Origin of the sequence: Georgenia deserti (genome assembly GCF_042680605.1) — a bacterium.
Lineage (GTDB): Bacteria > Actinomycetota > Actinomycetes > Actinomycetales > Actinomycetaceae > Allobogoriella > Allobogoriella deserti.
Genome location: NZ_JBHUEE010000003.1, coordinates 336,335 through 361,371 on the forward strand (window position 1 = coordinate 336,335; position 25,037 = coordinate 361,371).

The 25,037-nt window shown below is 68.6% G+C and carries 24 protein-coding genes; 11 read left to right on the plus strand and 13 right to left on the minus strand.

Going from position 1 to position 25,037, the window contains the following annotated elements; genetic code table 11:
• Positions 1 to 3: 3 nt before the first annotated feature.
• On the minus strand, positions 4 to 1,521 hold the full coding sequence (locus ACFSE6_RS08300; protein ID WP_388004905.1) for an RDD family protein: 1,518 nt from the start codon (positions 1,519 to 1,521) through the stop codon (positions 4 to 6).
• Positions 1,522 to 1,611: 90 nt separating this feature from the next.
• Here ACFSE6_RS08300 and ACFSE6_RS08305 point away from each other — a divergent pair, with 90 nt between their 5' ends.
• Positions 1,612 to 2,517, plus strand: a complete 906-nt coding sequence (locus ACFSE6_RS08305; protein WP_388004908.1) for a spermidine synthase — start codon at positions 1,612 to 1,614, stop codon at positions 2,515 to 2,517.
• On the opposite strand, the gene ACFSE6_RS08310 is transcribed toward ACFSE6_RS08305, so the two are convergent.
• A complete protein-coding gene (locus ACFSE6_RS08310; protein WP_388004911.1) occupies positions 2,514 to 3,452 on the minus strand; it encodes a TetR/AcrR family transcriptional regulator in 939 nt (312 codons plus the stop codon). The two genes, ACFSE6_RS08305 and ACFSE6_RS08310, sit on opposite strands and share 4 nt — an antisense overlap.
• A 112-nt stretch (positions 3,453 to 3,564) precedes the next feature.
• Here ACFSE6_RS08310 and ACFSE6_RS08315 point away from each other — a divergent pair, with 112 nt between their 5' ends.
• Both ACFSE6_RS08315 and ACFSE6_RS08320 read left to right on the plus strand, forming a co-directional pair.
• Positions 3,565 to 4,422: an ABC transporter ATP-binding protein gene (locus ACFSE6_RS08315; protein ID WP_388004914.1), complete on the plus strand. Its 858-nt coding sequence runs from the start codon at positions 3,565 to 3,567 to the stop codon at positions 4,420 to 4,422.
• A complete protein-coding gene (locus tag ACFSE6_RS08320) occupies positions 4,419 to 5,228 on the plus strand; it encodes an ABC transporter permease (RefSeq protein ID WP_388004917.1) in 810 nt (269 codons plus the stop codon). The genes ACFSE6_RS08315 and ACFSE6_RS08320 overlap by 4 nt, the downstream gene beginning before the upstream one ends.
• Positions 5,229 to 5,292: 64 nt before the next feature.
• Here the strand turns inward: ACFSE6_RS08320 and ACFSE6_RS08325 are convergent, their stop codons facing one another.
• From ACFSE6_RS08325 to nrdH, 5 genes are all read right to left on the minus strand, one after another.
• Positions 5,293 to 5,655 (minus strand): hypothetical protein, encoded by a 363-nt coding sequence (locus ACFSE6_RS08325; protein ID WP_388004920.1) that lies wholly within the window; start codon positions 5,653 to 5,655, stop codon positions 5,293 to 5,295.
• Between the two features lie 204 nt (positions 5,656 to 5,859).
• Positions 5,860 to 6,834, minus strand: coding sequence for a class 1b ribonucleoside-diphosphate reductase subunit beta (gene nrdF / locus ACFSE6_RS08330; RefSeq protein WP_388004923.1), 975 nt, complete (start codon positions 6,832 to 6,834; stop codon positions 5,860 to 5,862).
• Between the two features lie 128 nt (positions 6,835 to 6,962).
• Complete coding sequence (gene nrdE, locus ACFSE6_RS08335; protein WP_388004926.1) at positions 6,963 to 9,119, minus strand: class 1b ribonucleoside-diphosphate reductase subunit alpha; 2,157 nt, start codon at positions 9,117 to 9,119, stop codon at positions 6,963 to 6,965.
• Positions 9,089 to 9,505: a class Ib ribonucleoside-diphosphate reductase assembly flavoprotein NrdI gene (gene nrdI, locus ACFSE6_RS08340; RefSeq protein WP_388004929.1), complete on the minus strand. Its 417-nt coding sequence runs from the start codon at positions 9,503 to 9,505 to the stop codon at positions 9,089 to 9,091. The genes nrdE and nrdI overlap by 31 nt, the downstream gene beginning before the upstream one ends.
• A gap of 161 nt (positions 9,506 to 9,666) precedes the next feature.
• The gene (gene nrdH, locus ACFSE6_RS08345; protein WP_388004932.1) at positions 9,667 to 9,912 is read right to left on the minus strand and encodes a glutaredoxin-like protein NrdH; all 246 of its coding nucleotides are present in this window, start codon (positions 9,910 to 9,912) and stop codon (positions 9,667 to 9,669) included.
• Between the two features lie 799 nt (positions 9,913 to 10,711).
• Here nrdH and ACFSE6_RS08350 point away from each other — a divergent pair.
• The 7 genes from ACFSE6_RS08350 (at position 10,712) to mtnN (ending at position 16,701) form a co-directional block, all read left to right on the plus strand.
• Positions 10,712 to 11,353: an ABC transporter permease gene (locus ACFSE6_RS08350; protein ID WP_388004935.1), complete on the plus strand. Its 642-nt coding sequence runs from the start codon at positions 10,712 to 10,714 to the stop codon at positions 11,351 to 11,353.
• Positions 11,346 to 12,524: an ABC transporter ATP-binding protein gene (locus ACFSE6_RS08355; RefSeq protein ID WP_388004938.1), complete on the plus strand. Its 1,179-nt coding sequence runs from the start codon at positions 11,346 to 11,348 to the stop codon at positions 12,522 to 12,524. The genes ACFSE6_RS08350 and ACFSE6_RS08355 overlap by 8 nt, the downstream gene beginning before the upstream one ends.
• Positions 12,521 to 13,309 (plus strand): ABC transporter permease, encoded by a 789-nt coding sequence (locus ACFSE6_RS08360; RefSeq protein ID WP_388004941.1) that lies wholly within the window; start codon positions 12,521 to 12,523, stop codon positions 13,307 to 13,309. Before ACFSE6_RS08355 ends, ACFSE6_RS08360 begins: the two co-directional genes overlap by 4 nt.
• The gene (locus ACFSE6_RS08365; protein WP_388004944.1) at positions 13,309 to 14,304 is read left to right on the plus strand and encodes a glycine betaine ABC transporter substrate-binding protein; all 996 of its coding nucleotides are present in this window, start codon (positions 13,309 to 13,311) and stop codon (positions 14,302 to 14,304) included. The genes ACFSE6_RS08360 and ACFSE6_RS08365 overlap by 1 nt, the downstream gene beginning before the upstream one ends.
• Before the next feature lie 51 nt (positions 14,305 to 14,355).
• A complete protein-coding gene (locus tag ACFSE6_RS08370; RefSeq protein WP_388004947.1) occupies positions 14,356 to 15,390 on the plus strand; it encodes an enoyl-CoA hydratase/isomerase family protein in 1,035 nt (344 codons plus the stop codon).
• A gap of 76 nt (positions 15,391 to 15,466) precedes the next feature.
• A complete protein-coding gene (locus ACFSE6_RS08375; RefSeq protein ID WP_465254128.1) occupies positions 15,467 to 15,928 on the plus strand; it encodes an S-ribosylhomocysteine lyase in 462 nt (153 codons plus the stop codon).
• Positions 15,925 to 16,701: a 5'-methylthioadenosine/S-adenosylhomocysteine nucleosidase gene (mtnN, locus tag ACFSE6_RS08380; protein WP_388004950.1), complete on the plus strand. Its 777-nt coding sequence runs from the start codon at positions 15,925 to 15,927 to the stop codon at positions 16,699 to 16,701. Before ACFSE6_RS08375 ends, mtnN begins: the two co-directional genes overlap by 4 nt.
• A 250-nt stretch (positions 16,702 to 16,951) precedes the next feature.
• On the opposite strand, the gene ACFSE6_RS08385 is transcribed toward mtnN, so the two are convergent.
• Positions 16,952 to 17,551, minus strand: a complete 600-nt coding sequence (locus ACFSE6_RS08385; protein ID WP_388004953.1) for a TetR family transcriptional regulator — start codon at positions 17,549 to 17,551, stop codon at positions 16,952 to 16,954.
• Between the two features lie 71 nt (positions 17,552 to 17,622).
• Here ACFSE6_RS08385 and ACFSE6_RS08390 point away from each other — a divergent pair, with 71 nt between their 5' ends.
• The gene (locus ACFSE6_RS08390; protein WP_388004956.1) at positions 17,623 to 18,456 is read left to right on the plus strand and encodes an SDR family NAD(P)-dependent oxidoreductase; all 834 of its coding nucleotides are present in this window, start codon (positions 17,623 to 17,625) and stop codon (positions 18,454 to 18,456) included.
• Between the two features lie 146 nt (positions 18,457 to 18,602).
• Here the strand turns inward: ACFSE6_RS08390 and ACFSE6_RS08395 are convergent, their stop codons facing one another.
• From ACFSE6_RS08395 to ACFSE6_RS08415, 5 genes are all read right to left on the minus strand, one after another.
• Complete coding sequence (locus tag ACFSE6_RS08395) at positions 18,603 to 19,625, minus strand: aminotransferase class V-fold PLP-dependent enzyme (RefSeq protein WP_388004959.1); 1,023 nt, start codon at positions 19,623 to 19,625, stop codon at positions 18,603 to 18,605.
• A gap of 67 nt (positions 19,626 to 19,692) precedes the next feature.
• Entirely contained in the window at positions 19,693 to 20,322 is a 630-nt protein-coding gene (locus ACFSE6_RS08400; RefSeq protein WP_388004962.1) for a TetR/AcrR family transcriptional regulator, read from the minus strand.
• 144 nt (positions 20,323 to 20,466) lie between these two features.
• Positions 20,467 to 21,627, minus strand: coding sequence for an MFS transporter (locus ACFSE6_RS08405; RefSeq protein ID WP_388004965.1), 1,161 nt, complete (start codon positions 21,625 to 21,627; stop codon positions 20,467 to 20,469).
• Between the two features lie 133 nt (positions 21,628 to 21,760).
• Positions 21,761 to 23,086: a copper amine oxidase gene (locus ACFSE6_RS08410; RefSeq protein WP_388004968.1), complete on the minus strand. Its 1,326-nt coding sequence runs from the start codon at positions 23,084 to 23,086 to the stop codon at positions 21,761 to 21,763.
• 165 nt (positions 23,087 to 23,251) lie between these two features.
• Positions 23,252 to 25,037 (minus strand): hypothetical protein (locus ACFSE6_RS08415; protein ID WP_465254129.1); only part of this gene is annotated, 1,786 nt, incomplete at its 5' end.

Below are 25,037 nucleotides of genomic sequence, written 5' to 3' on the forward strand. Positions count from 1 at the left end.
CGGTCATGCTCGCGCCACCACCGCGGTACGGTCACCAAAACGTACCGTGTCACCCGGCACCGCGAGTTCCGGCTCCCAGGGAGCCAGCGTGCGTTCGGCGCCGTCGTGGACGATGAACGTCCCGTTCGTCGAGCGGAAATCCGTCACCTCGAGGCCGCCCTGAATCGGGCGGAGCCCGAGATGGGTCTTCGAGACCGAACGAGTGCTGTCCGCCACCGGCAGGCGGCTGGCACCCACCGCACCCTCCGGCACAGTCGGGTTACGTCCCACCACCACGCCGGCCGCCACGGCAATCCGCTCACCGGTGTCGAGCTCGAGGACGAACGCAGGCGCCTGCGTCGGCTGAGCCGGAGCTGGTGACGCCGCGGACCCTGGGTGGCGGACGGTTTCGTCTGTCGAGACCGTATCCCCAGCTGTCGGAACCCTTTGCCGTGCCGATTGCTCAGGCCCTCGCGTGGGGGGCGCCGGGGTGAGCGTCCCCGCGGCGTCGACGGGTGCGGGCCCGCCGCGGTGAGGCCGGGCGGGCGGTGCGTGACCCTGTGCCTCCGCGGCAGCGGGCGAACCCGAACTCGGCGGGGCTGCGGGCGAGGGGGCTGACGACCGGGTCGAGAGCGAACCGCCGGCAGACATGTCCATGTCCTCGTGCCCCGACCTCTCGCCGGGCCGGTAGCCACCCAACACCGGCTGACCCGGCGTCGCGGCAGTCGGCTCCTCCTGAACCGGCTCCGAAGTCTCCTGCCCAGACAGTCCCACGACCGGCCGTGGACCCGCGCCGTGCGGTCGCGCGACGCCGAGCACTCCCGCGCTCACCCGCCCGCCGGGACGGTACGCCTCCTGCTGGGCACCACCGTCCTGTGTCGCGAGTGACGGCAGGGCCTTGGGCTTCGGTATCGGCTCGGCTTTGACCATCTTCCGTGCGACGCGCATGCGCTTGTCGTCATACGGCTGCAGCCCGTGACGGATGTCGACGTACCAGTTCTGCCCCACCTTGTCGTGCCAACCCCGACTGCGCTTCTCATTGTCGAACAACGGAGACAGGAAGAAGATGACCGGGCCGAGCACGACGATCGCGGACGCCCACAGGACCAGGGAGCGCAGCAGCATCCGCCAGAATCCCGGGCGCTCGAGCGTCTTGACGTTGACCGACCGGATACCCATGAGCTTCTTGCCGAGCGTCGCGCCGCGGCGGCCGTGGGTCACGAGCTGAACGATGCAGTAGGCCAGCGTGAGCACGAACGTCACACCTGTCATCACCAGCGCAAGGATGAATTGCGGGTGGTTGACGAAGCCGTACCAACTGATGCGCCCCTGCAGCAGTGACAGCAGGAGAGGCAACCCGAAGATCTGGTACGGGAGCTGAAGCAGCAGGTAGCCGACGATATCGACGGCTGCTGCGGCTGCACGTCGGCCGAGCGGAGCATCGAGGAGGCCGAGGGCAGCCGCGTACGCGGGGTCGGGGCGGCCGTTCTCGTCCAGACCCTCGATGGTGTGGTCGTCCTCCTCGACCTCCCAGATCACCACCGGCGCGCTCCTCCCGCCCTCGCCTCGGTGTTTTCCGACGACCACGGTACCGATCGTCGGCATCGGGATAGTTCCTGGCAGGATCGACGCATGTCAACATCGGCGCCGACACCCGGCGAGAGTTCGCAGCGCGAGACTGTCGTGCTGTCCGACGGACGGACGGCTCAGCTTGTCGCACGGGACGGCGGGTGGTCGCTCGAGGTCGACGGCGTCCGTCAGTCCCATGTTGGCCGTGCCGGGGATCCTCCGCGGCTCGCAGCTGTGCGGTGGATGCTCGCCGCACTCGGGCGTAGTGGTCCGATCAGGTGCGCGCACCTCGGCGGTGGGCTGCTCGCCTTACCGAGAGCGATCGCCGAGGGGCGGCCCGGTTCTCGGCAACTGGTCATCGAGCTCGACCCGGTCCTCGTCGAACTCACGCGGAACCGGTTCAGCATCCCGGAAGGAGTCGAGGTTCAGGTCGGTGACGCTCGTGCGTGGCTGCACACCGCCGCGGGGCACGACTTCGACGCCGTCGTCATAGACGTGTTCACCGGTGGTCGGATTCCACCAGCCTTCACCTCAGCCGAATGCTTCGCCGCCGCGAGGGAGGCGATATCCGAGCACGGTGTCCTCGTGATGAACTCGGTCGCGGGTCCTGAGCTGGACTTCACTCGACGCCAGCTCGCCACGTTGCGTGCGGTCTTCGGACATGTCGCCATGATCGTGCAGGGGTCGGCCCTCAAGGGCATGCGCTTCGGCAACGCGACGCTCATCGCCTCGCGAGCAGCACTCGACCACGACGCCATCCGCGCCGAACTCGTCGACGACTCCTCGCGTGGCGCCCTGGTGACCGACGTCGAGCCGCTCATCGCCGACGCACGCGCGGTTCATGACAGGGACGAGCTCTGGTCGCCGGAACCGGATCTGCCTGATCTCGACACGCCGCTGCGACTCATCGAGGAGGCCAAGCAGATGCTTCGGCAAGCCCGCGGTCGACAGCCCGAGCAAGGCGACTAGCGTCCGTCGGTCTTGGCCGCGGCTTTCGCGGCTTCCTTCGCCTGGTCGCGCGCGGTGCGCGCACGGTTCTCCGCCTTGACGAGTTCGTTGGCGCGCCGCTGAGTCGCCTTGCGCAGCGCGGTCGCGTGCTGCAGTTCGGTCTCGGCGCGCTCAAACTCCTCCTGCGGTGACAGCTCCGGGCCTGCCGGTGGGGGCGCGCCCTCGCGCGTCCCGAACGTCGCCTCGATGCCGCCGAGGAGGATCTCGAGGCCGGTTGCGAAGTCGTCGATCTCCTCCGCGGACACGTCCTCGTCGCTGCCGGCGAAGTACAGGCCGGACTCGAGCAGTGGGGCGAGGTCAGGGAACCGCGCCGGATTCGCCACCTCGCGGACGAGTTCGATGGTCGCCGGTGTGCCGACGGGGCCGGCCTCCACGTCCCGAATGATCTGCGCGTGCCCGCGCACGAATGTGGAGACGGCCATGAGGAGGCCGAGTTTCTCCTGGTCGGTCAGGTGCAGGCTGCGCATCGCGCGCAGCGCGGCGTCCGCCACACGAACCTGACCGGGCATGAGCAGCGCCTCGGCGGAGACCGGGATGTCCAGCATCCACGGGTGTGCGCGGTAGGCGTGGAGGAGGCCGCGCGAGACCTGCTCCAGGCCTGCCCGCCAGTCCTCGCTGTCGACGGCGACTGTGTCGTCGCGGACGGCCGCGTCCATCATGAGCTTGTACAGATCGCTCTTCGTCGCGACGTAGCGGTAGAGCGCCATCGTGGTGAAGCCGAAGGACTGCGCCACGCGCTGCATCGTGACCGCCTGCAGCCCTTCGGCGTCGGCGATCTCGATAGCGGTCTCGACGATCCGCTCCACGCTCAGTTCACGTTTCGGTCCCCGCTGCGGCGCGGCGGCGACGCCCCACGCGAGCGCGATGACGCGTGAGAGCTCGTCCTCGTCCGGCATAGCCACCTCCTCGACACACTGTATGCACCGCACACTGTGTTGTACGCATACTGTTTACATGGCATACTGTGTGTGCCATATACGAAATTGCTGCCACCCCGAACGAGGTGCCATGACCACGAGCATCGAACTCACGGGCCTACGGAAGGCCTACCGCGAACCAGTCCTTGCCGGCCTCGACCTGGCCGTCGACGGCGGCGTGTTCGCCCTGCTCGGCCCGAACGGGGCCGGGAAGACCACCCTGGTCTCCATCCTCACGACACTGGTCCGCCCCGACGGTGGGACGGCCCGCATCGCCGGCATCGACGTCGTCGCTGATCCCATCCGGGTCCGCTCGCACATCGCGGTGACCGGGCAGGAGACCACGCTCGACGACCTGCTGACCGGGCGGGAGAACCTCGTCATGCTCGGCCGGCTGCTCGGACTCGGCCGGACCGCCGGGCGCCGGGCGGACGAGCTGCTCGACCAGTTCGGTCTCACCGTCGCGGGCGCACGCACCGTGGCCACCTACTCCGGTGGGATGCGACGCCGCCTAGACCTGGCTGCTTCGTTCCTGCGCCGTCCCGAGGTGCTGTTCCTCGACGAGCCGACCACGGGACTGGACCCGGTCAGCCGAGCCCGCGTCTGGCGGGACGTGCGCAGCCTGGCCGCCACTGGCACGACCATCTTTCTCACGACGCAGACGCTCGACGAGGCCGAGGCCCTCGCCGACCGCATCGTCGTCCTCGACCGCGGGCGGATCGTCGCCGACGGCACGGCTGCGCAGCTCACCGCGCTGGTCGGCGGTCAACGGCTGGTGTTGTTCGACGACGAGGGCAACGAACTGCGCAGCATCGACACCGACGGCACCGCCGACGGCCTCGCCCACGCCCTCACCGACCTCGGCCCCGCCGAGCAGGGCCGACGCGTCGAACTGCGCTCCCCCACTCTTGACGACGCGTTCGTCGCCCTCACCCAGGAGGCGGCATGACCACCATCACGACCGTGACCGGCCGTCCACCGGCCTCAGCCGACGCTCCGAGGCCCGGCATCGGAGCGCTTCGGTCCAGCGCGATCTTCCTCGGCCGGAGCATCCGGCACAGCCTGCGCGACGGCGAAGGGTTGGTGATGGCCATCGTGCTGCCGGTCATGCTCATGCTCATCTTCACGTACGTCTTCGGCGGAGCGATCTCCGGCGAGGGCTACCTCGACTACGTCGTCCCCGGGATCGTCCTCACCTGCGCGGGCTTCGGCGCCGCGTCCGTGGCGACGTCCGTCAACCACGACATCACCCGCGGGGCGATGCGCCGGTTCCGTACCATGCCGATTCCGGCCGCCACCGTGCTCGCCGGCCACATCACCGCCAGTGTCGCCCGCAACCTCGTCGCGACCGCGGTGGTGATCGGCGTCGCCTTCGTCATCGGCTTCCGCCCGACGGCGTCCCCGCTCGACTGGCTCGGGGCACTTGCCGTCGTCATGCTGTGGATTGCGGCGATCACCGCGCTCTTCGCCTTCGTCGGACTCGTGGCGGGTAGCCCGGAGGCGGCGAGCGGCTACGGCTTCGGCCTGCTGTTCCTGCCGTATGTCTCGAGCGCGTTCGCACCCATCGAGACGATGCCGGACTGGCTGCAACCCGTGGCGACCTACCAGCCCGTCAACCCGGTGGTGGAGACCATCCGCGGGTTGCTCGTCGGCGGAGACACCGCCGCGCCGGCCTCGATCGCGTGGTGCTCCGGCATCATCGCGCTCGCGGCGGTGCTCATCACCGTGCGGTTCCCTCGTGCCGGAGACCGCTGACCGCTGCCCGACCCACACTCAGGTTGCTGAATCCGTCGCCATTTCGACGGATTCAGCAACCTCGTCACTGGGGTAGTTGATAACGCAGTCTCTGGACATCGCTCTTGTCGGCACCGAAGCCGAGGCCAGCGATCTTCTTGCCGGTTGGCACGTGCTGGAGATTGTTACCCGCCATGCGGAGGTCCGCCGGTGAGGAGACAGCGAAGCGCCGCAGCGTCATGCCGAGCGGGTTACGCACCTGCACCTCTCCGCGCTCGATGTTCAGCATCGGATTGATCATCATCATCACGCCGGCGAGTGCGAGGACGGCACCTGCGAGAATTCCGACCAACCGCTGGGCGGCAAGTGACGTGAGCAGCAACAGCACTCCGACCACAAGCAGGGTGATCGCGAGCGCCCGGTTGTTGCGGATCTTCATCGGTTGCATGCCGGCGAGGATAGACGCCTCGGGCTCGTCAGAAGTCCCAGCCTGAGGGGACTCTTCCTCACCCTCCGGCTCCGGCGGCCGCTCGTCCCTCACGGCCACACTCCGCCTCGGGCTCGTCAGAAGTCCCAGCCTGAGGGGACTCTTCCTCACCCTCCGGCTCCGGCGGCCGCTCGTCCCTCACGGCCACACTCCGCCTCGGGCTCGTCAGAAGTCCCAGTCCTCGTCCTCGGTGTTGACCGCCTTGCCCATCACGTAGGACGAGCCCGAGCCGGAGAAGAAGTCGTGGTTCTCGTCCGCGTTGGGACTCAACGAGGAGAGGATCGCCGGGTTGACCTGCGTCTGGTCCGAGGGGAAGAGCGCCTCATAACCCAGGTTCTGCAGCGCCTTGTTCGCGTTGTACCGCAGGAACGCCTTGACGTCCTCGGTCAGCCCGAGCGGGTCGTAGAGGTCCTCGGTGTACTGCTCCTCGTTCTCGTACAGCTCGAAGAGCAGCTCGAAGGTGTAGTCCTTGAGCTCCTGGCGGCGCGCCCCATCGGCCTTCTCCAGCGCCTTCTGGAACTTGTAGCCGATGTAGTAGCCGTGCACGGCCTCGTCGCGGATGATCAATCGGATGAGGTCCGCGGTGTTGGTCAGCTTGGCGTGGCTGGACCAGTACATCGGCGCGTAGAAGCCGGAGTAGAAGAGGAAGGACTCCAGCATCGTGGAGGCCACCTTGCGCTTCTCCGGGTCGTCGCCGCGGTAGTAGTCCATGACGATCTCGGCCTTGCGCTGCAGGTTCTCGTTCTCCTCGCTCCAGCGGAACGCGGCGTCGATCTCCTTGGTGGAGATGAGCGTGGAGAAGATCGAGGAGTAGCTCTTGGCGTGGACCGACTCCATGAACGCGATGTTCGTGTAGACGGCTTCCTCGTGCGGCGTGACCGCGTCCGGAATGAGCGAGACCGCCCCCACGGTGCCCTGGATGGTGTCCAGCAGCGTCAGGCCGGTGAACACCCGGGTGGTCATGAGCTTCTCGTCGTCGGTGAGGGTGTTCCACGACTGGATGTCGTTGGAGAGCGGCACCTTCTCCGGCAGCCAGAAATTCCCCGTCAGGCGATCCCAGACCTCGACGTCCTTCTCGTCCTGGACTCGGTTCCAGTTGATCGCCTGGACGCTGCTGACCAGCGTGAGCTTCTCCGACACTCTCGGTGCCTCTCCCTATCGGTCCGGTGCGTCACCGGGATGGTACGTGCGGATGGTGGTGCTCCGACGACGACGTCGCGCGGCCGGTGTCGTCGGAGCTCGGGGGCGGGCCCGGCCCGCCCGGTGGCTCACAGCATGCAGCTGACGCAGCCATCCACTTCAGTGCCCTCGAGCGCCATCTGACGCACGCGGATGTAGTAGAGGGTCTTGATGCCCTTGCGCCAGGCATAGATCTGCGCCCGGTTGACGTCGCGCGTGGTGGCGGTGTCCTTGAAGAACAGCGTCAGCGACAGCCCCTGGTCCACGTGCTGGGTGGCCTCGGCGTAGGTGTCGATGATCTTCTCGGGGCCGATCTCGTACGCGTCCTGGTAGTACTCCAGGTTGTCGTTCGTCATGTACGGCGCCGGGTAGTAGACGCGCCCGATCTTGCCCTCCTTGCGGATCTCGATCTTGGAGACGATCGGGTGGATCGAGGATGTGGAGTTGTTGATGTACGAGATCGAGCCGGTCGGCGGGACCGCCTGGAGGTTCTGGTTGTAGATGCCGTGCCGCTTGACCGACTCGGCCAGCTCTCGCCAGTCGTCCTGCGTCGGGATCCGCACGCCGGCGTCGGCGAACAACTGCCGCACCCGCTCGGTCCGCGGCTCCCAGACCTGCTCGATGTACTTCGTGAAGTACTCGCCGGTCGCGTACTTCGACTCCTCGAACCCGGCGAAGGCCCGGCCCTTCTCGATCGCGAGCTTGTTCGACTCCGTGATCGCGTGGAACGCCACCGTGTAGAAGTACATGTTGGTGAAGTCCAGGCCCTCGTCGGATCCGTAGTGGATCCTCTCGCGGGCCAGGTACCCGTGCAGGTTCATCTGCCCGAGTCCGATCGCGTGCGAGTCGTTGTTGCCCTTCTCCACCGACGGCACGGACCAGATGTGCGTCTGGTCCGAGACGGCGGTCAGCGCACGGATCGCGGTCCCCACCGACTTGCCGAAGTCCGGCGAGTCCATCGTCTTCGCGATGTTCAGCGACCCGAGGTTGCACGAGATGTCCTTGCCGACCTCCGCGTAGGACAGGTCGTCCTCGAAGGTCGAGGGCGTCGAGACCTGGAGGATCTCCGAGCACAGGTTCGACATGGTGATCTTGCCCTTGATCGGGTTGGCCCGGTTCACCGTGTCCTCGAACACGATGTACGGGTAGCCCGATTCGAACTGCAGCTCGGCGAGCGTCTGGAAGAAGCCGCGCGCGTTCAGCTTGGTCTTCTTGATCCGCGCGTCGTCGACCATGTCGTGGTAATGCTCGCTGACGTTGATCTCCGAGAACGGCTTTCCGTAGACCCGCTCGACGTCGTACGGCGAGAACAGGTACATGTCCTCGTTCTTCTTGGCCAGCTCGAACGTGATGTCCGGGATGACGACGCCCAGGGAGAGCGTCTTGATCCGGATCTTCTCGTCCGCGTTCTCCCGCTTGGTGTCGAGGAACCGCATGATGTCGGGGTGGTGGGCGTTGAGGTACACCGCCCCGGCGCCCTGGCGCGCCCCGAGCTGGTTGGCGTAGGAGAAGGAGTCCTCGAGGAGCTTCATCACCGGGATGACGCCGGAGGACTGGTTCTGGATCTTCTTGATCGGCGCGCCGGACTCGCGGATGTTCGTCAGCGACAACGCGACGCCACCGCCACGCTTGGACAGCTGCAGCGCCGAGTTGATCCCCCGCGCGATCGACTCCATGTTGTCCTCGACGCGGAGGAGGAAGCAGGAGACGAGCTCACCGCGCTGTGCTTTGCCGGCGTTGAGGAACGTCGGGGTGGCGGGCTGGAACCGGCCGGCCAGGATCTCGTCGACCATGTTGCGTGCGAGCGTCTCGTCACCGTCGGCCAGCGTGAGCGCGACCATGACCACGCGGTCCTCGAAGCGCTCCAGGTACCGCTTCCCGTCGAAGGTCTTCAGCGTGTACGAGGTGTAGTACTTGAACGCGCCGAGGAACGTCTCGAACCGGAACTTCTTGGCCCATGCCTGGTCCCAGAGGTCGACGAGGAACTCGTGGGAGTACTTCTCGAGGACCTCACCCTCGTAGTACCCCTCCTCGACCAGGTAGTCGAGCTTCTCCTTGAGGGTGTGGAAGAAGACGGTGTTCTGGTTGACGTGCTGGAGGAAGTACTGGCGCGCGGCCTCCCGGTCGGCGTCGAACTGGATCTTCCCGTCCGCGTCGTACAGGTTGAGCATCGCGTTCAGCGCGTGGTAGTCGAGCTGAGGCGCGCCGGCGACCTCTACGCCGGTATCAGTGAGCGTTGCTGCCAAAACTGCCCCAATCCCTCTCGGACGCGCGTCACGTCCTCGGCGGTTCCCATGAGTTCGAATCTGTACAAGAACGGCACGCGGCACTTCACGGAGACGATGTCCCCGGCGATGCCGTAACCGGTGCCGAAGTTGGTGTTGCCGGCGGCAATGACCCCGCGGATCAGCGACCGGTTGTGCTCGTCGTTGAGGAACCGGATGACCTGCTTGGGCACAGCACCCTTGCCGTCGCCGCCGCCGTAGGTCGGAAGGATGAGGACGTACTCCTCGTCCATGGAGACGAACGGATCGTGCGGGCGCAGGGGAAGGCGGTGCGCGGGCATCCCGAGCTTCTCCACGAACCGGTGCGTGTTGTTCGTGGCGGAGGAGAAGTAGGCGATCGTGCCCATCACTACCCTCCTTCAGTGATGCCGAGGCGCTCGTCCCGGAGTCCGGGACGAGTTCTGATCTGTCGTGGCCGGCGGTCCCGGGCCGGTCTCCCGGGTGGGTTGGTGTTCGGCCGGGCCACCGGGTCACGGTGACCCGGCCGAAGTCGGGTGGTGGCCGGCCGTCAGGCGCTGACCGCGGCCTGCTGGGCCGCGAGCGCCTTGATCTTGTCCGGCCGGAACCCGGACCAGTGGTCCCCGTCTGCGAACACCACGGGCGCCTGCTGGTAACCCAGCGCCTTGATGCTCTCCAGCGCCTCGGCGTCGGTGGTGATGTCCACGACGTCGTACTCGAGGCCCTGCTTGTTCAGCGCCCGGTAGGTGGCATCGCACTGGACGCAGGACGGCTTGCTGTAGACGGTGATGCTCATCTGAGCCGGACTCCTTGCCTCGTGCGTCATCACATGTCCCGTCGTGGGTCTGACGCGCATGTAACAACATCCATGTGATTCGTCGGAGAGTAGTCCTCTCCGCGCTCCTTCAAACACTACACCTAGTGGTCCTCGAGGAGGGGGACCCCAAGATCTGGGTATCGGCGTGTCGCCTCGCCGACGTGACCAACCTCCTCGAAGAGCCGTCTGTGGACCGGCCGCAGACCGTTGGGGAGCGGTTGTGGACATCCTTCGAACCGCCCGTCCGACCCGCCTGCGCGTCCCGCGTCTCCCCGAGTCTCTCGCCCACCACTGACACGGCCGCGGCACGACGCGCCGGGGCCTCGGCCGAGCCATCCGGCGACCGGCGACAGCCGCGCTCAGCCCGGGGCCACGTTCGACTCAGGCACAGACCTTCGAGCTGTGGACGAATGCGCGGCGCGATGTCCACAGTCTGTGCGTTGACACCGCCGCGACAGACCGTCAGGGGTCGACCCGCCGTCCGAAGATCTCGGCGTGTCGGGGCCACCTCGGCGTGTCGGCCCCGCGCCGGTCGGGCCGCGCCCCGGCGGTGGGCCGTCGGGCACGGACACCACCCTTCCGTCATGTGAGACGTCGCGGCTAGCCGGTCCATCTGCATGTTTGCCCGACGATTGACCGCAACTTGCCGTCACCCTGATCCAGACACCTACCCGGGTCATGCGTTTGCCTGTACGGTCCCTCCTTGCCGTACGGTCGCGTCGGAGCCACGTGCCGACCGGCGGTGGAACCACCCGCGACCGAGAGGAATCCGCCCGTCATGTGGGAGTACGTCGTCGACCGGCGCGACGAGATCCTGTTCCTCTCCTACCAGCACGTCAGCCTCGTCCTGCAGTGCATCCTGCTCGCCACCGCGATCGCGCTGCTGATCGCCGTGTTCGTGTACCGGAGCCGGAGGATGACCGAGGCGGCCAACTCCGTCTCCGCGATCGGGCTGACCATTCCCTCCTTCGCGTTCCTGGGCATCCTGCTGACGGTCACCGGTTTCGGCATCACCACATCGGTCATCGCGCTGACCTTCTACGGGGCACTGCCGATCCTGCGCAACGCCGTCGTCGGGCTGGCCGGCGTCGACCGCACGGCCGTCGAATCGGCCCGCGGCATCGGCATGAGCCGGATCGCCACCCTGCTGCGCGTCGAGCTTCCGCTGGCCTGGCCGGTCATCCTCGCCGGGATCCGCGTCTCGACGCAGATGACCATGGGCGTGGCCGCCATCGCGGCCTACGTGCTCGGCCCGGGCCTGGGCAGCCTGATCTTCGCGGGACTCTCCCGGCTCGGCGGTGCAGGAGCCGTCTATTCCACCCTCACCGGGACGATCGTCGTCGTCCTGCTCGCCCTCGTGGTCGACGTCCTCCTTGTACTCGTCGGCCGCCTGACCACCTCCAAGGGGATCCGTGTCTGACACCGAGACCACCACCGCGACGGCGACGCCGGGTACCACCGGCGCGTCCATCCAGCTGCAGCAGGTCACCAAGGAGTACGCCGGGCAGGCACAGCCCGCCGTGGACCACATCGACCTGGACATCAAGGCGGGCGAGATCCTCATGCTCGTCGGGCCGTCCGGCTGCGGCAAGACGACGACGCTGAAGATGATCAACCGGCTCATCGAGCCGACCTCCGGCCGGATCGTGCTCGACGGCGAGGACGTCACCAACCAGGACGCCGACCAGCTGCGCCGTCACATCGGGTACGTCATCCAGGCGGGCGGTCTTTTCCCGCACATGACGGTGGCCGCCAACGTCGGCCTGGTACCCGGCATGCTCAAGTGGGACAAGCAGCGGATCGCCGAGCGCACCGACGAACTGCTGGAGCTGGTGGGCCTCGAGCCGGGCCAGTACCGCGACCGGTACCCCCGTGAGCTCTCCGGTGGCCAACAGCAACGCGTCGGCGTGGCCCGGGCGCTGGCGGCCGACCCTCCGGTGCTGCTCATGGACGAGCCGTTCGGCGCCGTGGACCCGATCACCCGCCAGCGGCTGCAGGACGAGCTGCTCAACATCCAGGAGGAGCTCGGCAAGACCATCGTCATGGTTACCCACGACTTCGACGAGGCGGTCAAGCTCGGGGACCGGATCGCCATCCTCGACGTCGGCGCACGGATCGTTCAGCTCGACACACCGGAGGAACTGCTCCAGAACCCGGCGGACGACTTCGTCGTCGACTTCATCGGCAAGGGCGCAGCCCTGAAGACCTTGGACCTGACCCGGGTGAGCGACGTCCCGCTCCGCACCGGTACGACGGCACGGGCCAGCACGTCGACGGCCGACGCCGTAGCGGCGGCTCGCGCGGCCGGTGACACCTACGTCGTCGTCCTCGACCAGCGTGATCGACCCCTGCGTTGGCACCGCATCGAGGAGTTGGAGGCGGCCGGCGAGACGATCGGTTCGCGCGCCGACGAGGACCTGCCGACGCTCTCGCGCCGATCGACCCTGAACGAGGCGCTGGACACCATGCTCACCGCGTCGCAGAACGGCGTGATCGTCACCGGTCGCCGCGACGCGTACGTCGGCTTCCTCACCATCGACACCGTGATGTCTTTCATGTCGCCCGGCGACGAGGCGGGAGCGGGATCGTGACGGCGACGCGGACCGAGTCCTCCGACGCCACCACCGAGGCCGATCTCGGAGCGGGCGAGGGCGCGCGTCCCTGGCGCACGCTCCTGCTCCAACCCGCCATCATCCTGCTCGTCCTCGCCGGGTTCCTCGTCTGGCTCTTCACGGCCGATCTCACGACCACCGAGAGTCGGACGCTGAGCTGGGGAACGCTCTTCCCGATGTTCGTCGAGCACCTGCGCCTGACCGGGGTGGCGGCGCTCGTCGTCATCCTCATCGCGGTGCCGCTTGGGATCTTGCTCACGCGCGGCCGCGTCAAGCGGGCTGCCGGTCCGGTGACCGCTGTGGCCAACGTGGGCCAGGCCGCGCCGGCGATCGGCCTGATCGTGCTGCTCGCCATGTGGCTGGGCTTCGGGTGGCGTACCGCCGTCGTCTCCCTCGTGGCGTACGCGGTCCTGCCCGTGTTGCGCAACACGATGGTCGGCCTGACCGGCGTCGACCCGCGCGTCGTCGAAGCGGGGCGCGGTATGGGGATGTCCGCCCTCGCCGTGCTCTGGCGCGTCGAGCTCCCCTTGGCCGTGCCGGTCATCCTCGCCGGCATCCGCACCGCCCTCGTGCTCCTCGTGGGCACGGCGACCCTCGCCGCCTTCATCGACGGCGGCGGACTCGGCGAGCTCATCGTGACCGGCGTCAACCTCTACCTGCCGTCCGTGCTCAACTCCGGCGCGCTGCTCGTCGCCCTGCTTGCTCTGCTCGTCGACTGGGTGGGCCGCGTCGTCGAGCACATCGCCCGACCCCGAGGACTGTGATGACCCGCCACTCCCGCCGCACCCGGCTCGCCGTCGCCCTCACCGCACTGGCCGGCACCACTTCGCTCGCCGCGTGTGGGCTGCAGCCCGCGTCCGGCTACGCCCCGCCCGTCGAGCCCGCCGGCATCGAGCGGATCGACGACGCCCAGGGCGTGCGGGTCACCGTCGGCGCCAAGAACTTCACCGAGCAGCTCATCCTCGGCAAGATCGCCGTGCTCGCGCTCCGTGCGGCGGGCTTCACGGTCATCGACGCCACCAACATCCCCGGTTCGAACCCGGCGCGCGGCGCGATGCTGAACGGCGACACCGACATGCAGTGGGAGTACACCGGCACGGCCTGGGTCTCCTACATGGGCGAGACGGGCATCCCCGACCAGGAGGAGCAGTGGCAGGCCGTCTACGACGCCGACCTGGAGAACGGCCTGACCTGGCTCGACCCGGCGCCGATGAACAACACCTACGGCTTCGCGATGAACGCCGAGACGTCCGAGCGGCTGGGCATCAGCGCACTGTCGGAGATCGCTGACGTCCCGGTCGAGGAGCGCACGTTCTGCGTGGAGAGCGAGTTCCGCAGCCGCGACGACGGCCTGGAGCCGATGCTCGAGCACTACGGCGTCCCGCTCGGCGATCCGAACGGAGTGCCGGCCGACAACCTCCGAGTCATGGACACCGGAGCGATCTACCAGGCCACGGCCGACGGTGCGTGCAACTTCGGCGAGATCTTCACGACCGACGGCCGCATCCTCGCCCTCGATCTCACCGTTCTCGAGGACGACGAGAGCTACTTCCCGTCCTACAACGTCGCACCCGTGCTCAACACCGAGTTCCTCGAGCAGAACCCGGCGGCGGCCGACGTGCTGAACCAGATCACCCCGATGCTGACCGACGAGACCCTCATCGACCTCAACGCCCGCGTGGACGTCGACGGTGCCGAGCCGGGGGACGTCGCGCTGGACTGGCTCGTCTCGGAGGGACTGGTCCGCCGCGCGTCCTGACCGGCAGGCACGCCGCCGGGCCGGCCGCGGGCGGCTCGTAGAGTGACGGTCATGACGGAGACTGTCCGGAGTTGGGTGGCCGGCCGGGTCGGCCGCGTCGAACTCGATCGGCAGCAGGCGCTCAACGCGCTCGACCTCACGATGATCCGGGCTCTGCGCAGGGCCCTTGATGCGTGGCGCGAGGATCCGGCGGTCGAGGCGGTCGTGGTCACCGGTGCCGGGCGGGCGTTCTGCGCCGGTGGCGACGTGCGCGGCGTGCGCGGCGTGCGCGAACAGGTTCTCGCCGGAGAGGCTGCGGAAGCGGAGCAGTTCTTCGTCGAGGAGTACGCGCTCAACGCTGCCATTGCCTGCTACCCCAAACCGTACGTGGCGATCCTCGACGGAGTCGCGATGGGCGGCGGGCTCGGGGTGAGCGTGCACGGGTCCGTCCGCGTGGCCACCGAGCGCGCCGTGCTGGCGATGCCGGAGACTGCGATCGGGTTCGCGCCGGACGTCGGCACCAGCCACGTGCTCCCGCGACTGCCCGGGGCGCTCGGATTCGCCATGGCCCTGGCCGGCGTCCGGCTCGACGCCCCGGATGCGCTCGAGTCCGGTCTCGCCACGCACTACACCGACTCGGCGGACGTGCCGGACCTACTCGACCGCCTCGAACAACACGGGCTCTCAGCCCTCGAGACCGTAACCGGGCGGCCCGCCGGAGCGGGGAGCCTAGCGCCGGTCGGCGACGTCATCGCACACGCGTTCTCGGCCCCGTCGGTCGAGACCGTGTTCGCGCGCCTGGACCACGACGCCGACGACGGCGGACCGGCCGGTGAGTGGGCGGCGGCCACGGCGGCGAGCCTGCGGACGATGTCGCCGACGTCGCTCGTCACGGCGCACGAGCTCCTCGGTGCCGGCGCCACGTCGTCGCTCGCCGCATGTCTCGAACGCGAGCGTCGTGCGGCGCACTGGCTCATCGGCCGCCACGACTTCGCCGAGGGCGTGCGGGCGGTGCTGGTGGACAAGGACCGCACGCCGGCGTGGTCGCCCGCGACGCTCAGCGAGGTCGACACGGCCGAGATCCGCGACGTGCTGACCACGGGATGACCGTGTCCTGATCCGCCGCGCGGCGCGCAGCTCTCTCACGCGATGATGGGAAGCAGCAGCCGAGAGGAGCGCAACAATGCCGATGAACGTCGAGAGCTTCAACCTCGACCACACCACCGTGTCCGCGCCGTACGTGCGGGTCGCCGACACCAAGCGCCTGCCCGCCGGGGATGTGCTCACCAAGTACGACATCCGGTTCTGCCAGCCGAACGTCGACCACCTCGAGATGCCGGTGGTGCACTCGCTGGAGCACACCTTCGCCGAGCACTCCCGAAATCATTCCGACGACGTCGTGGACTTCTCCCCGATGGGGTGCCAGACCGGCTTCTACCTGCTGCTCGCCGGCGAGCACCCGTACGAGAAGGTCCTCGACCTGGTGGAAGTCACCCTGCGCGACATCCTCGACGCCACCGAGGTCCCCGCCGCCAACGAGACCCAGTGCGGTTGGGCCGCTAGTCACACACTCGCCGGCGCACAGGACGCGGCCCGGACCATGCTCGCCCAGCGCGAGGGCTGGGCCACGGTGACCGCCGCGTGACCGCGTCGTCCCCCATGTCCGTCACTCCCGGCGCGGCGGGTCTCACCCGTTCGACCGCTGCGGACCTGCCGGAGGTCGACGCCGTCGTCGTCGGGGCCATGGACGAGGAGGTGAGCCCGTACGCGCGGCGCGCCCGAGAGGCCGGCCGGACCGCCGGACGCGGGCAGGCGGAACTGCAGCATCTCACCGTGGCCGGCGCGCGGATCCTGCTGGTGCGCAGCGGCATCGGTCTTGTCAACGCTGCCGCGGCTGCGACGGCGGCTCTGTCCGTGTGCCGGCCGCGCGCGATCCTCTCCACGGGCTCGGCGGGCGGGCTCGGCGCGGAGGTGCAGGTCGGCGACGTCGTCGTCGGGGACCGGTACACCTACACCGGTGCGGACGCGACGGCGTTCGACTACGCCCTCGGACAGGTCCCCGGCATGCCGATCACCTACGAGGCGAACCCGGGGCTGCTGAGCGCGGCGCGATCGCTGACGACCTCGGGCGGCACACTGCGGGTGGGTCAGATGGTCTCCGGGGACGCCTTCGTCACCGCCGGCAACGTCACGCAGGTGCGCGAGGCGTTCCCGCACGCACTCACCACGGACATGGAGACGACGGCGCTCGCCCAGGTCGCCTACTCCTACGGTGTGCCGTTCCTGTCGGTCCGGGCGGTCTCTGACCTGTGCGGCCCGGTGGAGGACCACCGCGAGCAGGTCGCCGATTTCCAGCTCGGTCTCACCGGCGCGGCCGAACGCTCCGCCGATCTGGTGTTCGCTCTGCTGGACCGCTGACGAGGTTGCCGCCGGTCGCGGAGGCTGTGGCTGTCGTCGTCTGGGCGATCGGCCTCATGACCACGATCCTGGTCAACGCGTCGGCGTCAACATACGGACGGCGCGGTGGACGGACGGAGCCGGTGGCCCGGGGCGTTGGCGTGCCATGCGCGGCCCCGTGGGAGGTGTCCCAGGCATCCGCGCCTGGGCCTTTAGTCGCCTCATTCGCTGCGATGTGCCCCTGGCCGCTGCGCCTTAGGTCGATGACTCGCTACTGCACGATGGCGGTCATTGCGCGGGCGAGGAGTTCGTCGATCGTGTCGAGAGTGTCGTGGGCACTCCATGCGTCGAGGGCGGCGTCCGAGCAGGACAGCGCGGAGGCGATCAACGCATGCGGACGTGGATCCGATCGATCGTCGGGGTCGATCTGGAGTCTGCGGGAGACCTCGGGCCGAAGGAGTGGGGACCAGTGTGCGTGCTTACCCAGATGGGCGGCGGCCAGCGACGGAGCGCTGTCCATAAGAGTTATCAGCTGGCGTGTCCGGTCGGGATCTGAAGCGTAGTTGCGGCTGAGTGCTCCGAGCGCGTGCCGGAGAGACTGCCACACGGGTTCATCGTCCGGACGTTCTTGGAGCGCCTCGAGCAGCTCCAGGCCGATGGAGTCCACGTCTCCAAGCAGTGCGTCGTCCTTCGAGGTGAAGTAGCGGAAGAACGTCGTGCGCGAGATCTCCGCAGCGGCGCAGATCTGCTCCACCGTGGTGCTGTCGTAGCCGGCTTCCACACACAGATCCAGGGCGATCTGGGAGATCTGGGCACGCATGGCCCTGCGCGCGCGCTCACGCGCGCCCCCCTGCCTGCCTTGTCGCACCATGGAGCCATGTTACAACAGTCCGTAGATGTTACAGTGTTTCGTATCCGAGATGGCGTACCATGGGAGTTGGCATGACAGAGTCGAAGACCGTCGTGATCACCGGTGCGAGCGACGGGATCGGTGCCGCGGCAGCCCAGCGGCTGAGCAGCGACGGTCATCGCATCGTCGTTGTCGGCCGCTCACCCCACAAGACCGCCACTGTGGCGCGGGAGATCGGCGCCGATTACTTCCTCGCTGACTTCAGCGAGCTCGAGCAGGTCCGGAGCCTCGCCGGCGAGTTGAAGACTGCCTATCCCCGCATTGACGTGCTCGCCAACAACGCGGGTGGTGTCTTCGGAGACCCCACGAAGACCGTCGACGGTTTCGAGCGCACATTTCAGATCAATCACCTGGCGCCCTTCCTCCTCACCCACCTGCTCATGGGCACTCTCGTCGCCTCCCACGCGAGCGTCATCCAGACCTCGAGCACTTTGCGGCCCGCGCGAGAAATCGACCTCGACGACCTCAACCACGACAAGAACTTCAACCCTGTCCGGGCCTACACGGCCGCGAAGCTGGAGAACGTCCTGTTCACCACCGAGCTGCACCGGCGCTTCGGCACCGAGACGATCTCGGCAGCAGCCTTCTACCCAGGAAATGTGGCTTCCAGCTTCGGTACGCAGTCGGAAAGCAGCCTCATGCGCTTCATCACCACCAACCCGATCTCGCGGCGCCTCATGCTCATCAGTCCAGATCGCGGCGCAGACACACTCGTGTGGCTCGCCGAAGGGACGCCGGGACGCGACTGGGAGCCAGGCCGGTACTTCTACAAGCGCAAGCCAACCAGGCCGCAAAACGGCCAAGCCCTCGACGCTGACCTCGCGCGCCGATTCTGGGATCGTTCCGAGCAACTGCTCGGCCTCTGACGCACAGGTCAAACCCTCAGCGCACACCGCAGCCGCTCCCGACCTGAATCGCGAAGATGGATAGACTCCAGCACCAGTGTCCGCAGAGGCGTCGGCATGAGCCGCTCTCTGTCGGCGGCTGAGTCGTCCGGCAGCTCCGCCGGACCTCAGGCGAGCGCCGAGACCACCCGTTCGACGTCGTCGGCGGTGTTGTACAGATGGAAACCGACTCTGACCTTGCCGTCACGGACGCTCGCCACGACACCGGCTGCAGCGAGGCGCTGCGCAGCGTCGTCGGACCCGATGGTGACGATCGCGCTCCCCCGACCAGGAAGCCCGAGCCGCTCGAGGAGCCCGTCCGCGAGGCCGACGCAGTGCTCACGGACCTCGGTGAGGTCGAGGCCGGCGAGGTACGGCACGGAGACCGCGGCACCGGTGAATGCCAGCCACGCCGGAGAGAGATCGAAAGCACGGGCGTCGGACGCGAGGCGCAACGGCAGCCCGTACGTGGTGTCCCAAGGGTCCTCGCCGGCGTACCAGTTCGCGGCCACCGGGACGGTGCGCTCATGGGCACGCGGATGCACGGCGAGCCAGGCCACGCCGCGCGGTGCGAGCAGCCACTTGTAGCCGGCACAGGCGACCCAGTCCGCCCACGCGAGGTCCAGGGGGATCCAACCGGCGGCCTGGGTGACGTCGAGCAGGACCGGGACGTCCACCCGCTCCGCGGCTTCGCGCAACGCATCGAGGTCGACCAGTGCCCCGTCGGCGGACTGGGCCACACTGACGGCCACCAGGTCGTACCCGGTGAGCACGCCGGGCAGCTCGCTGAGCGGCACCTCGTCCACGCTCACGCCGGGACGGGCGGCGAACGGGAAGGTCACCGACGTGAACTCGCGCTCGGCGGTCAGGACGCGGGCGCCTTCCGGCAAGCCGGCCGCGACCATGGAGACCACCTGAGACGCACTCGCGCCGATCGCGACCCGGTCCGCCGGCACACCGACGAGTTGGGCGAAACCGACACGGGCGGCGTGCACCGCACCGTCGAAGTCCGCCGGGGTGTCCAGGCCACGGCGCCATCGCACGAGCGTGTCCTCGACGGCGGCGGCCACCGTGGTCGGTGGCGCCCCGATACTCGGGGTGTTCAGGTACCCGTCCGGGACGTCGAAGGTCGCGCCGAAAGCTTCTCGCACGCTCCGAGACTAGGCCTTGCTGGGCGATGCCGAGCGGGACACCGGCCGCGAGGCGCCGGGAGGTGGGTCAGGCGGCCGCGCCGTCCAGCTCCAGATCGACGAGGCCGGCGACGTACTCCTCGAGCTGACCGGCCTCACCGACAGGCGCCAGCACTGCCTGGACGAGGACGGCGCCCTCGATCGCGTCGAGCAACGCGCTGACCGGCGTGCCGGTGCGAAGCTCGCCGTCCGCGATTGCCTGCTCCACACGCGGGGCGAGGGCACGTAGTCCACGGACCACGTCCTCATCGGAGAGTTCGGCGAAGGCCTCCGGGTCGCTGGCGACCGCCGCGAAGAGGCTGACGACGGCGGGGCCGTACTCGCCGCGCAGGAGGCGCGCCCGTGCGGTGGCGTGCGCGACCAGGCAGTCGCGAATGTCCAGGCTGTCCGTGTCAGGGACGTCCATCTGGCTGCGCAGGTGACGGACGGCCTCGAGGAGGAGCTCACGCTTGCCGCGCCAGCGCAGGTAGATCGAGGACTTGCCGATGCCGGCGTGGCTGGCGACGCCGTCGAGCGTCAGGCCCGCCCAACCACGTCGGCCGAACAATTCGAGAGCCGCGCGGTAGGCACGCGGCTCGGTGTCCGCATGCCGCGGTCGTCCCGGACCGCGACGTGCAATGGAGGGCTCGCTGGGCGCGAGTTCGGCTGATTGAACCATGAGGGAGGGGCTCCTTTGATCCAGGCCTTTCGCGGATTTGACCATTGGTTTTCGACCCTAGCGACGGAGCCCGTACGCCGTGCCGGAACGGTCAGGTTGTCGCCGATTTGTGACCACCGGCAGTTACCGGTCGGCGCCGGCGGGTCAACCGGTGTGCTCGGCCATCCCCATACGCCGGCCCCCGAGCATCCGCCCGGCCGCCGCCGCTGCGATCAGCGCAAACGCGAGAGCGACGAAGACGCCTGCGTAGCCGGTCAGCGCCAGACCGAAACCGACGACCAACGGGCCAAGTCCCATGCCGCCGTCGTAGGCGATGTTCCAGATGGTGCTCGCCGCACCGGACCGCCCCGGGCCGAAGTGCTGGAGCACGACGACGAAGGAATCGTTCTGGACGGCTCCGAGCCCGAGGCCGAACACCGCGGCCGCGAGGACCAACGCTGGTCCGCCGTCATCCATCGTCGCGGCCAGGCCGGCCGCCCCGAGGCCGCACACCACGGCACAGGGCACGACGAGCCGTCCGGAGCCATACCGATCCGCGACGGCGCCCGAAACGAGCCTGGTGACCACCGCGCCGGCCGAGAGGATGAGCAGCGCCAGCGAGGGGATCGGCGACGCCGGTAGGGCAACGGGGAGGAATGTCGCCACCGTCCCGAAGGTCGCGGTGGTCGTGAGGAAGACGCCGGCGGCGGCCAGTGGGCGTCTATCGAGGTGGCTGTGCCCGAACGTCCGCCGTGTGGCGTGGCCGCCGGTCTCGGGCAGCGCCAGGGCGAGCGGCACCGCCGCGAGCGCGACGGCGGCCGCGGCGAGGAACAAGGACGTGAACCCCCACTGCTGTGCGAGCCACACGCCGGCGGGCAGGAGCAGGACGTTCGGCAGCCCGGCGGCCACGCCGAACATTCCGGCGGAGGTGGCGACACGTCCCGGCGGGGCGATCTCGGCGGCCAGCGCGACACCTGCGACGACGACACAGGCGAACCCGGCGCCGCGCACGGCGGAGACGGCAAGAACGGGAACCAGGGCGTCGGTCAGCGCGTAGGCAGGCGTCGCCAGAGCGAGGACGAACGCGCCGACGGCGAGCATGCGACGCAGGGTCAGCAACCGGAACAGCCACGGCATCGTGAGCTGGGTGAGAACGGTCGCGCCGAGGGTGACGCCCGTGGTGGCCCCGACGCCGCCACTTCCGGCTCCCCCATGCGCGGCCCACAGCGGCACCACAGACATCAGCGCGGCGAAGTTGCCGATGGCCAGGAAGGCCGAGACGAAAAGGAATGCCAGGTGCCTGCTGGCGGAACTCTCCTGCCTCACCCGATCGGTCTCCTCCGCCTGCACCCCTCTACTCTCCCCACCGGTGAGGTACGGGCGAAATGCGTCCGTTCGGCACGGGTCCGGCAGGTCCGGCGGAGCTCAGTCGTCCACGTAGCTCAGTCGCCCAGGTAACTCAGTTGTTCAGGTACGGCGAGTCCTCCGGCTGGCCGTTGATGCCTTCGCGTCCTTGCGGGGCGTCCGGGCGGGTGGCCGTCAGATCTCGCGGGGTGAGGCCGAAGCCTTGCCAGTGCATCTCCATCGGGGACTGGTCTTCGTCCCGGGGCACGTGGTGGAACCCGACGGCGACCCAGGAAACGACGTCATCGAGCGGCTCGTCGGCGCCGTCCTCGACGTAGTCGAGGACTCCCGCGCCGCACTGCCCCCGGTTGCCGGTGGCGTACACCTCGCACGGATCGTGGTTCGTGAAGGCGACGTCGTATCCAGTGTCCGGGCCGTGGTGCTCCTGGTCGCGGGCGAAGGTGAAGCTGTCCGTTCCCTCGAGGTCGATCTGGTACGAGATCGGGTGGTCGTCGGCGTTGCGGACAGATGGATTGAGCACACGCCACCAGCGCCGATCGGTCCACTGCGCGATCGCGGGCCGGGGGATCTCGGTGAGAGCGCCCTCGAGGATCGGTGCTTCTGGGCCCGTCTCACCGGTCGGGTCGGCGTCGTACTGCTCGACAGCGAGGCCGCCCTCGCCGTCCAGCGCCCAATGGATGCTCCAGACGACGTTGTGCGAGTGGCTGGCGGCGTGGTCGCTCTGCCCGGGCCCGACGGCAGAGCCGTGCTCGGGGTCGGTGTAGTCGGCCGGTGAGAGGTCTCCGGTGGCACCGAGCGAGGGACGGATGGAGCCGTCGGGCCCGAAGGTGTAGACGGTGAGGTACTCGTACCAACCGACCTTCGAGATCGTCGTCAGCGTCCAGTCTGTGCGTCGGTCGGTGAACACCTCGCCGCCTTCGTTGAGCCGGTACGCCAGTCCTCCGTCCGCCACTTCGGAGCAGAGCACCTCACGCGTGGGTGTGCTGCCGTGAGTGCCGTCCCCGATGTTGGGGATCGCCGCTGCCACCAGCTCGCCGGTGCACTCGGTCTCCGTGAGCGTCTGCATCGCCGTACCGCCGAAGCCGGCGTCGGTGATGTCCTCGGTGTTGCGCTCACCGCTGTCGTAGGGCACCTCGAGCTGTGCCACGGCCATCGAGTGCGCGATGTGGATCGGCTCGGCACCGGGCGGTGTGTAGTTGATGTCCGTCAGGACGAGGCCCTGCTGCGGGTCCACGCTCCAGCACAGGGACCAGGTCGCGTCGTTGGACAGAGTCTCGGTGAGTGGCTCGCCGCTGTCGCACTCGGGACGCCGCGATGCCGTGTCAGCGCCGGCCGGTGCGCCGGAATCGGCGTCGTCGGGTGCCGTGCTGGTGCAGGCCGCCAGAGCGAGGACGCCCGCGGCGAAAATCGTGGTGCGCATTCTCGTCATGGTCCGGCCATTGTCTCTGCGGGGAAGGTGGTGGGATTCAGGGATGGGACGACGGCGGGGCCGCTCTCGTGGGAGAGCGGCCCCGCCGTGTCGTTGTTCATCTCGGGGCTGAGCCGTGGCCCCGGCCTGGGGGATCCGGGGCCACGGCGTCAGGTGTCAGCCGCGGTCGCCCCGCAGCCGAGTGGTGCGGATCAGCACGCCACCGGCCGCCAGTGCGCTCATTGCGAGCAGCACGAGCAATGCGGTGTCGGAACCAGTGCCGGGCAGATTGCCCGGACCGGAACCGGTGCCGTCACCGGATCCCTGGCCGCCGTCCCCGTCGCCGGATCCGTCGCCGTCACCGTCGCCCGCCGGAGCGGTGACGGTGAGGTCGGCGGAAGCGCCGGGGCTGCCGTCGGCCGGGTTCGCCGAGACCGTGTAGTCGCCAGGACCAGCGTCCTCACAGAGTTCCAGGGTCACCTGGAAGGCGCCCGCATCGTCCGTGGTGACCTCCAGGGGCGGGCACACAGGCCCGTCCTCGTCGGAGATCTCGACGATGACATCGGTCGACGGTGGGAAGTTCTCGCCGATCACGTCGACGGAACCACCCGGCTCGACCTCATCCGGTTCGACGATGATCGAGGGGTCGTCACCCGTCTGGGCGGCGACAACCTCGACCGGAGTCGAGGCCATGGCGCCGTTGGCGTCCGTGGCGTCGAGTTCGTACGTCTCACCGACGACGGCCTCGTCGGGCACCGGAACGGTCACGGTGAACTCACCGTTCGCGTCGGTGATGACCTCGATCGGGTCACCGATCGGGTTGCCGAACCGCACGGTGACCTCGGTCTGCGGCAGCCAACCACCGGAGGTGACCTCGGTCGCGCCGTCGGCGGGCACCGGCGAGGTGGCGGAGATGTGCGGTGCGTACACCTCGATCGCCGCCGAAGCCTCGTCACCGTCGGCCCCACTGGCGAGCACGGTGTACTCACCGGCGGAGGCGTCCTGCGGGACCTCCAGCGTGGTGCCGCTCGGGACGTTGCCGTTGCCCTCGGTCGTCACCTCGACCGGCTCGCCGACGACGTTGCCGTCGCCGTCGACCAGCGAGATGGTGACGCCGTACTCGGCCGGCCAGCCGCCCGAGGTGACCTCAGTGGTCCCCCCGGCCGGGACGGGCGACGTAGCGCCGACAACCGGGCCTTCCGAAGCGTCCAGCACGGTGACCGGTGCTTCGGCCGACTCACCCGAGGGGTTGTCCGTGCCGACCACGGTGTAGTCGCCCGGAGTGAACTCCTCGGGAACGATGCCCTCAAGCGTGAAGGCGCCGTTGTCGTCGGTCTCTGCCTCGCCGGTGTTGACCACGGTGCCCTCGGCGTCTACGGCCTCAAGCGTCACGGTCGAGTTCGGGGTGTACCCCTCACCGCTGATCGTGACCTCCTGGCCGACGAGGACCTCGCTCGGCTCGACCGTGATCGACGGGTCGATCGGAGCCGGGCCACCGTCACCCTCGGTGACAGTCAGCGGAGCCTCAGCAGACTCACCCGACTCGTCATCCGTGGCGACCACGGTGTAGTCACCCGGCTCAGCACCCTCCGGAACCGGAAGGTCCTGCACGAAGCCACCGTTCTCGTCGGTCTCCACCGAGATCGGCTCACCCACCGGGTTGCCCTCGGAGTCGACCAGCTCAACGGTCGCCGTCGAGTCCGGCGTCAGACCCTCACCAGTCACTTCGGTCGACTCACCCGGAGCAACCTCCGACGGGTCAACCTCGATCGAGGGGTCAATCGGGCCCGGACCGCCGTCACCCTCGGTGACAGTCAGCGGAGCCTCAGCAGACTCACCAGTGGTGTCATCCGTACCCACGACGGTGAAGTCACCCGGCTCAGCACCCTCCGGAACCGGAAGGTCAACCGTGAACCCACCATCGCCGTCAGTCTCCGCCGGAACCGGCTCACCAACAGGCTCA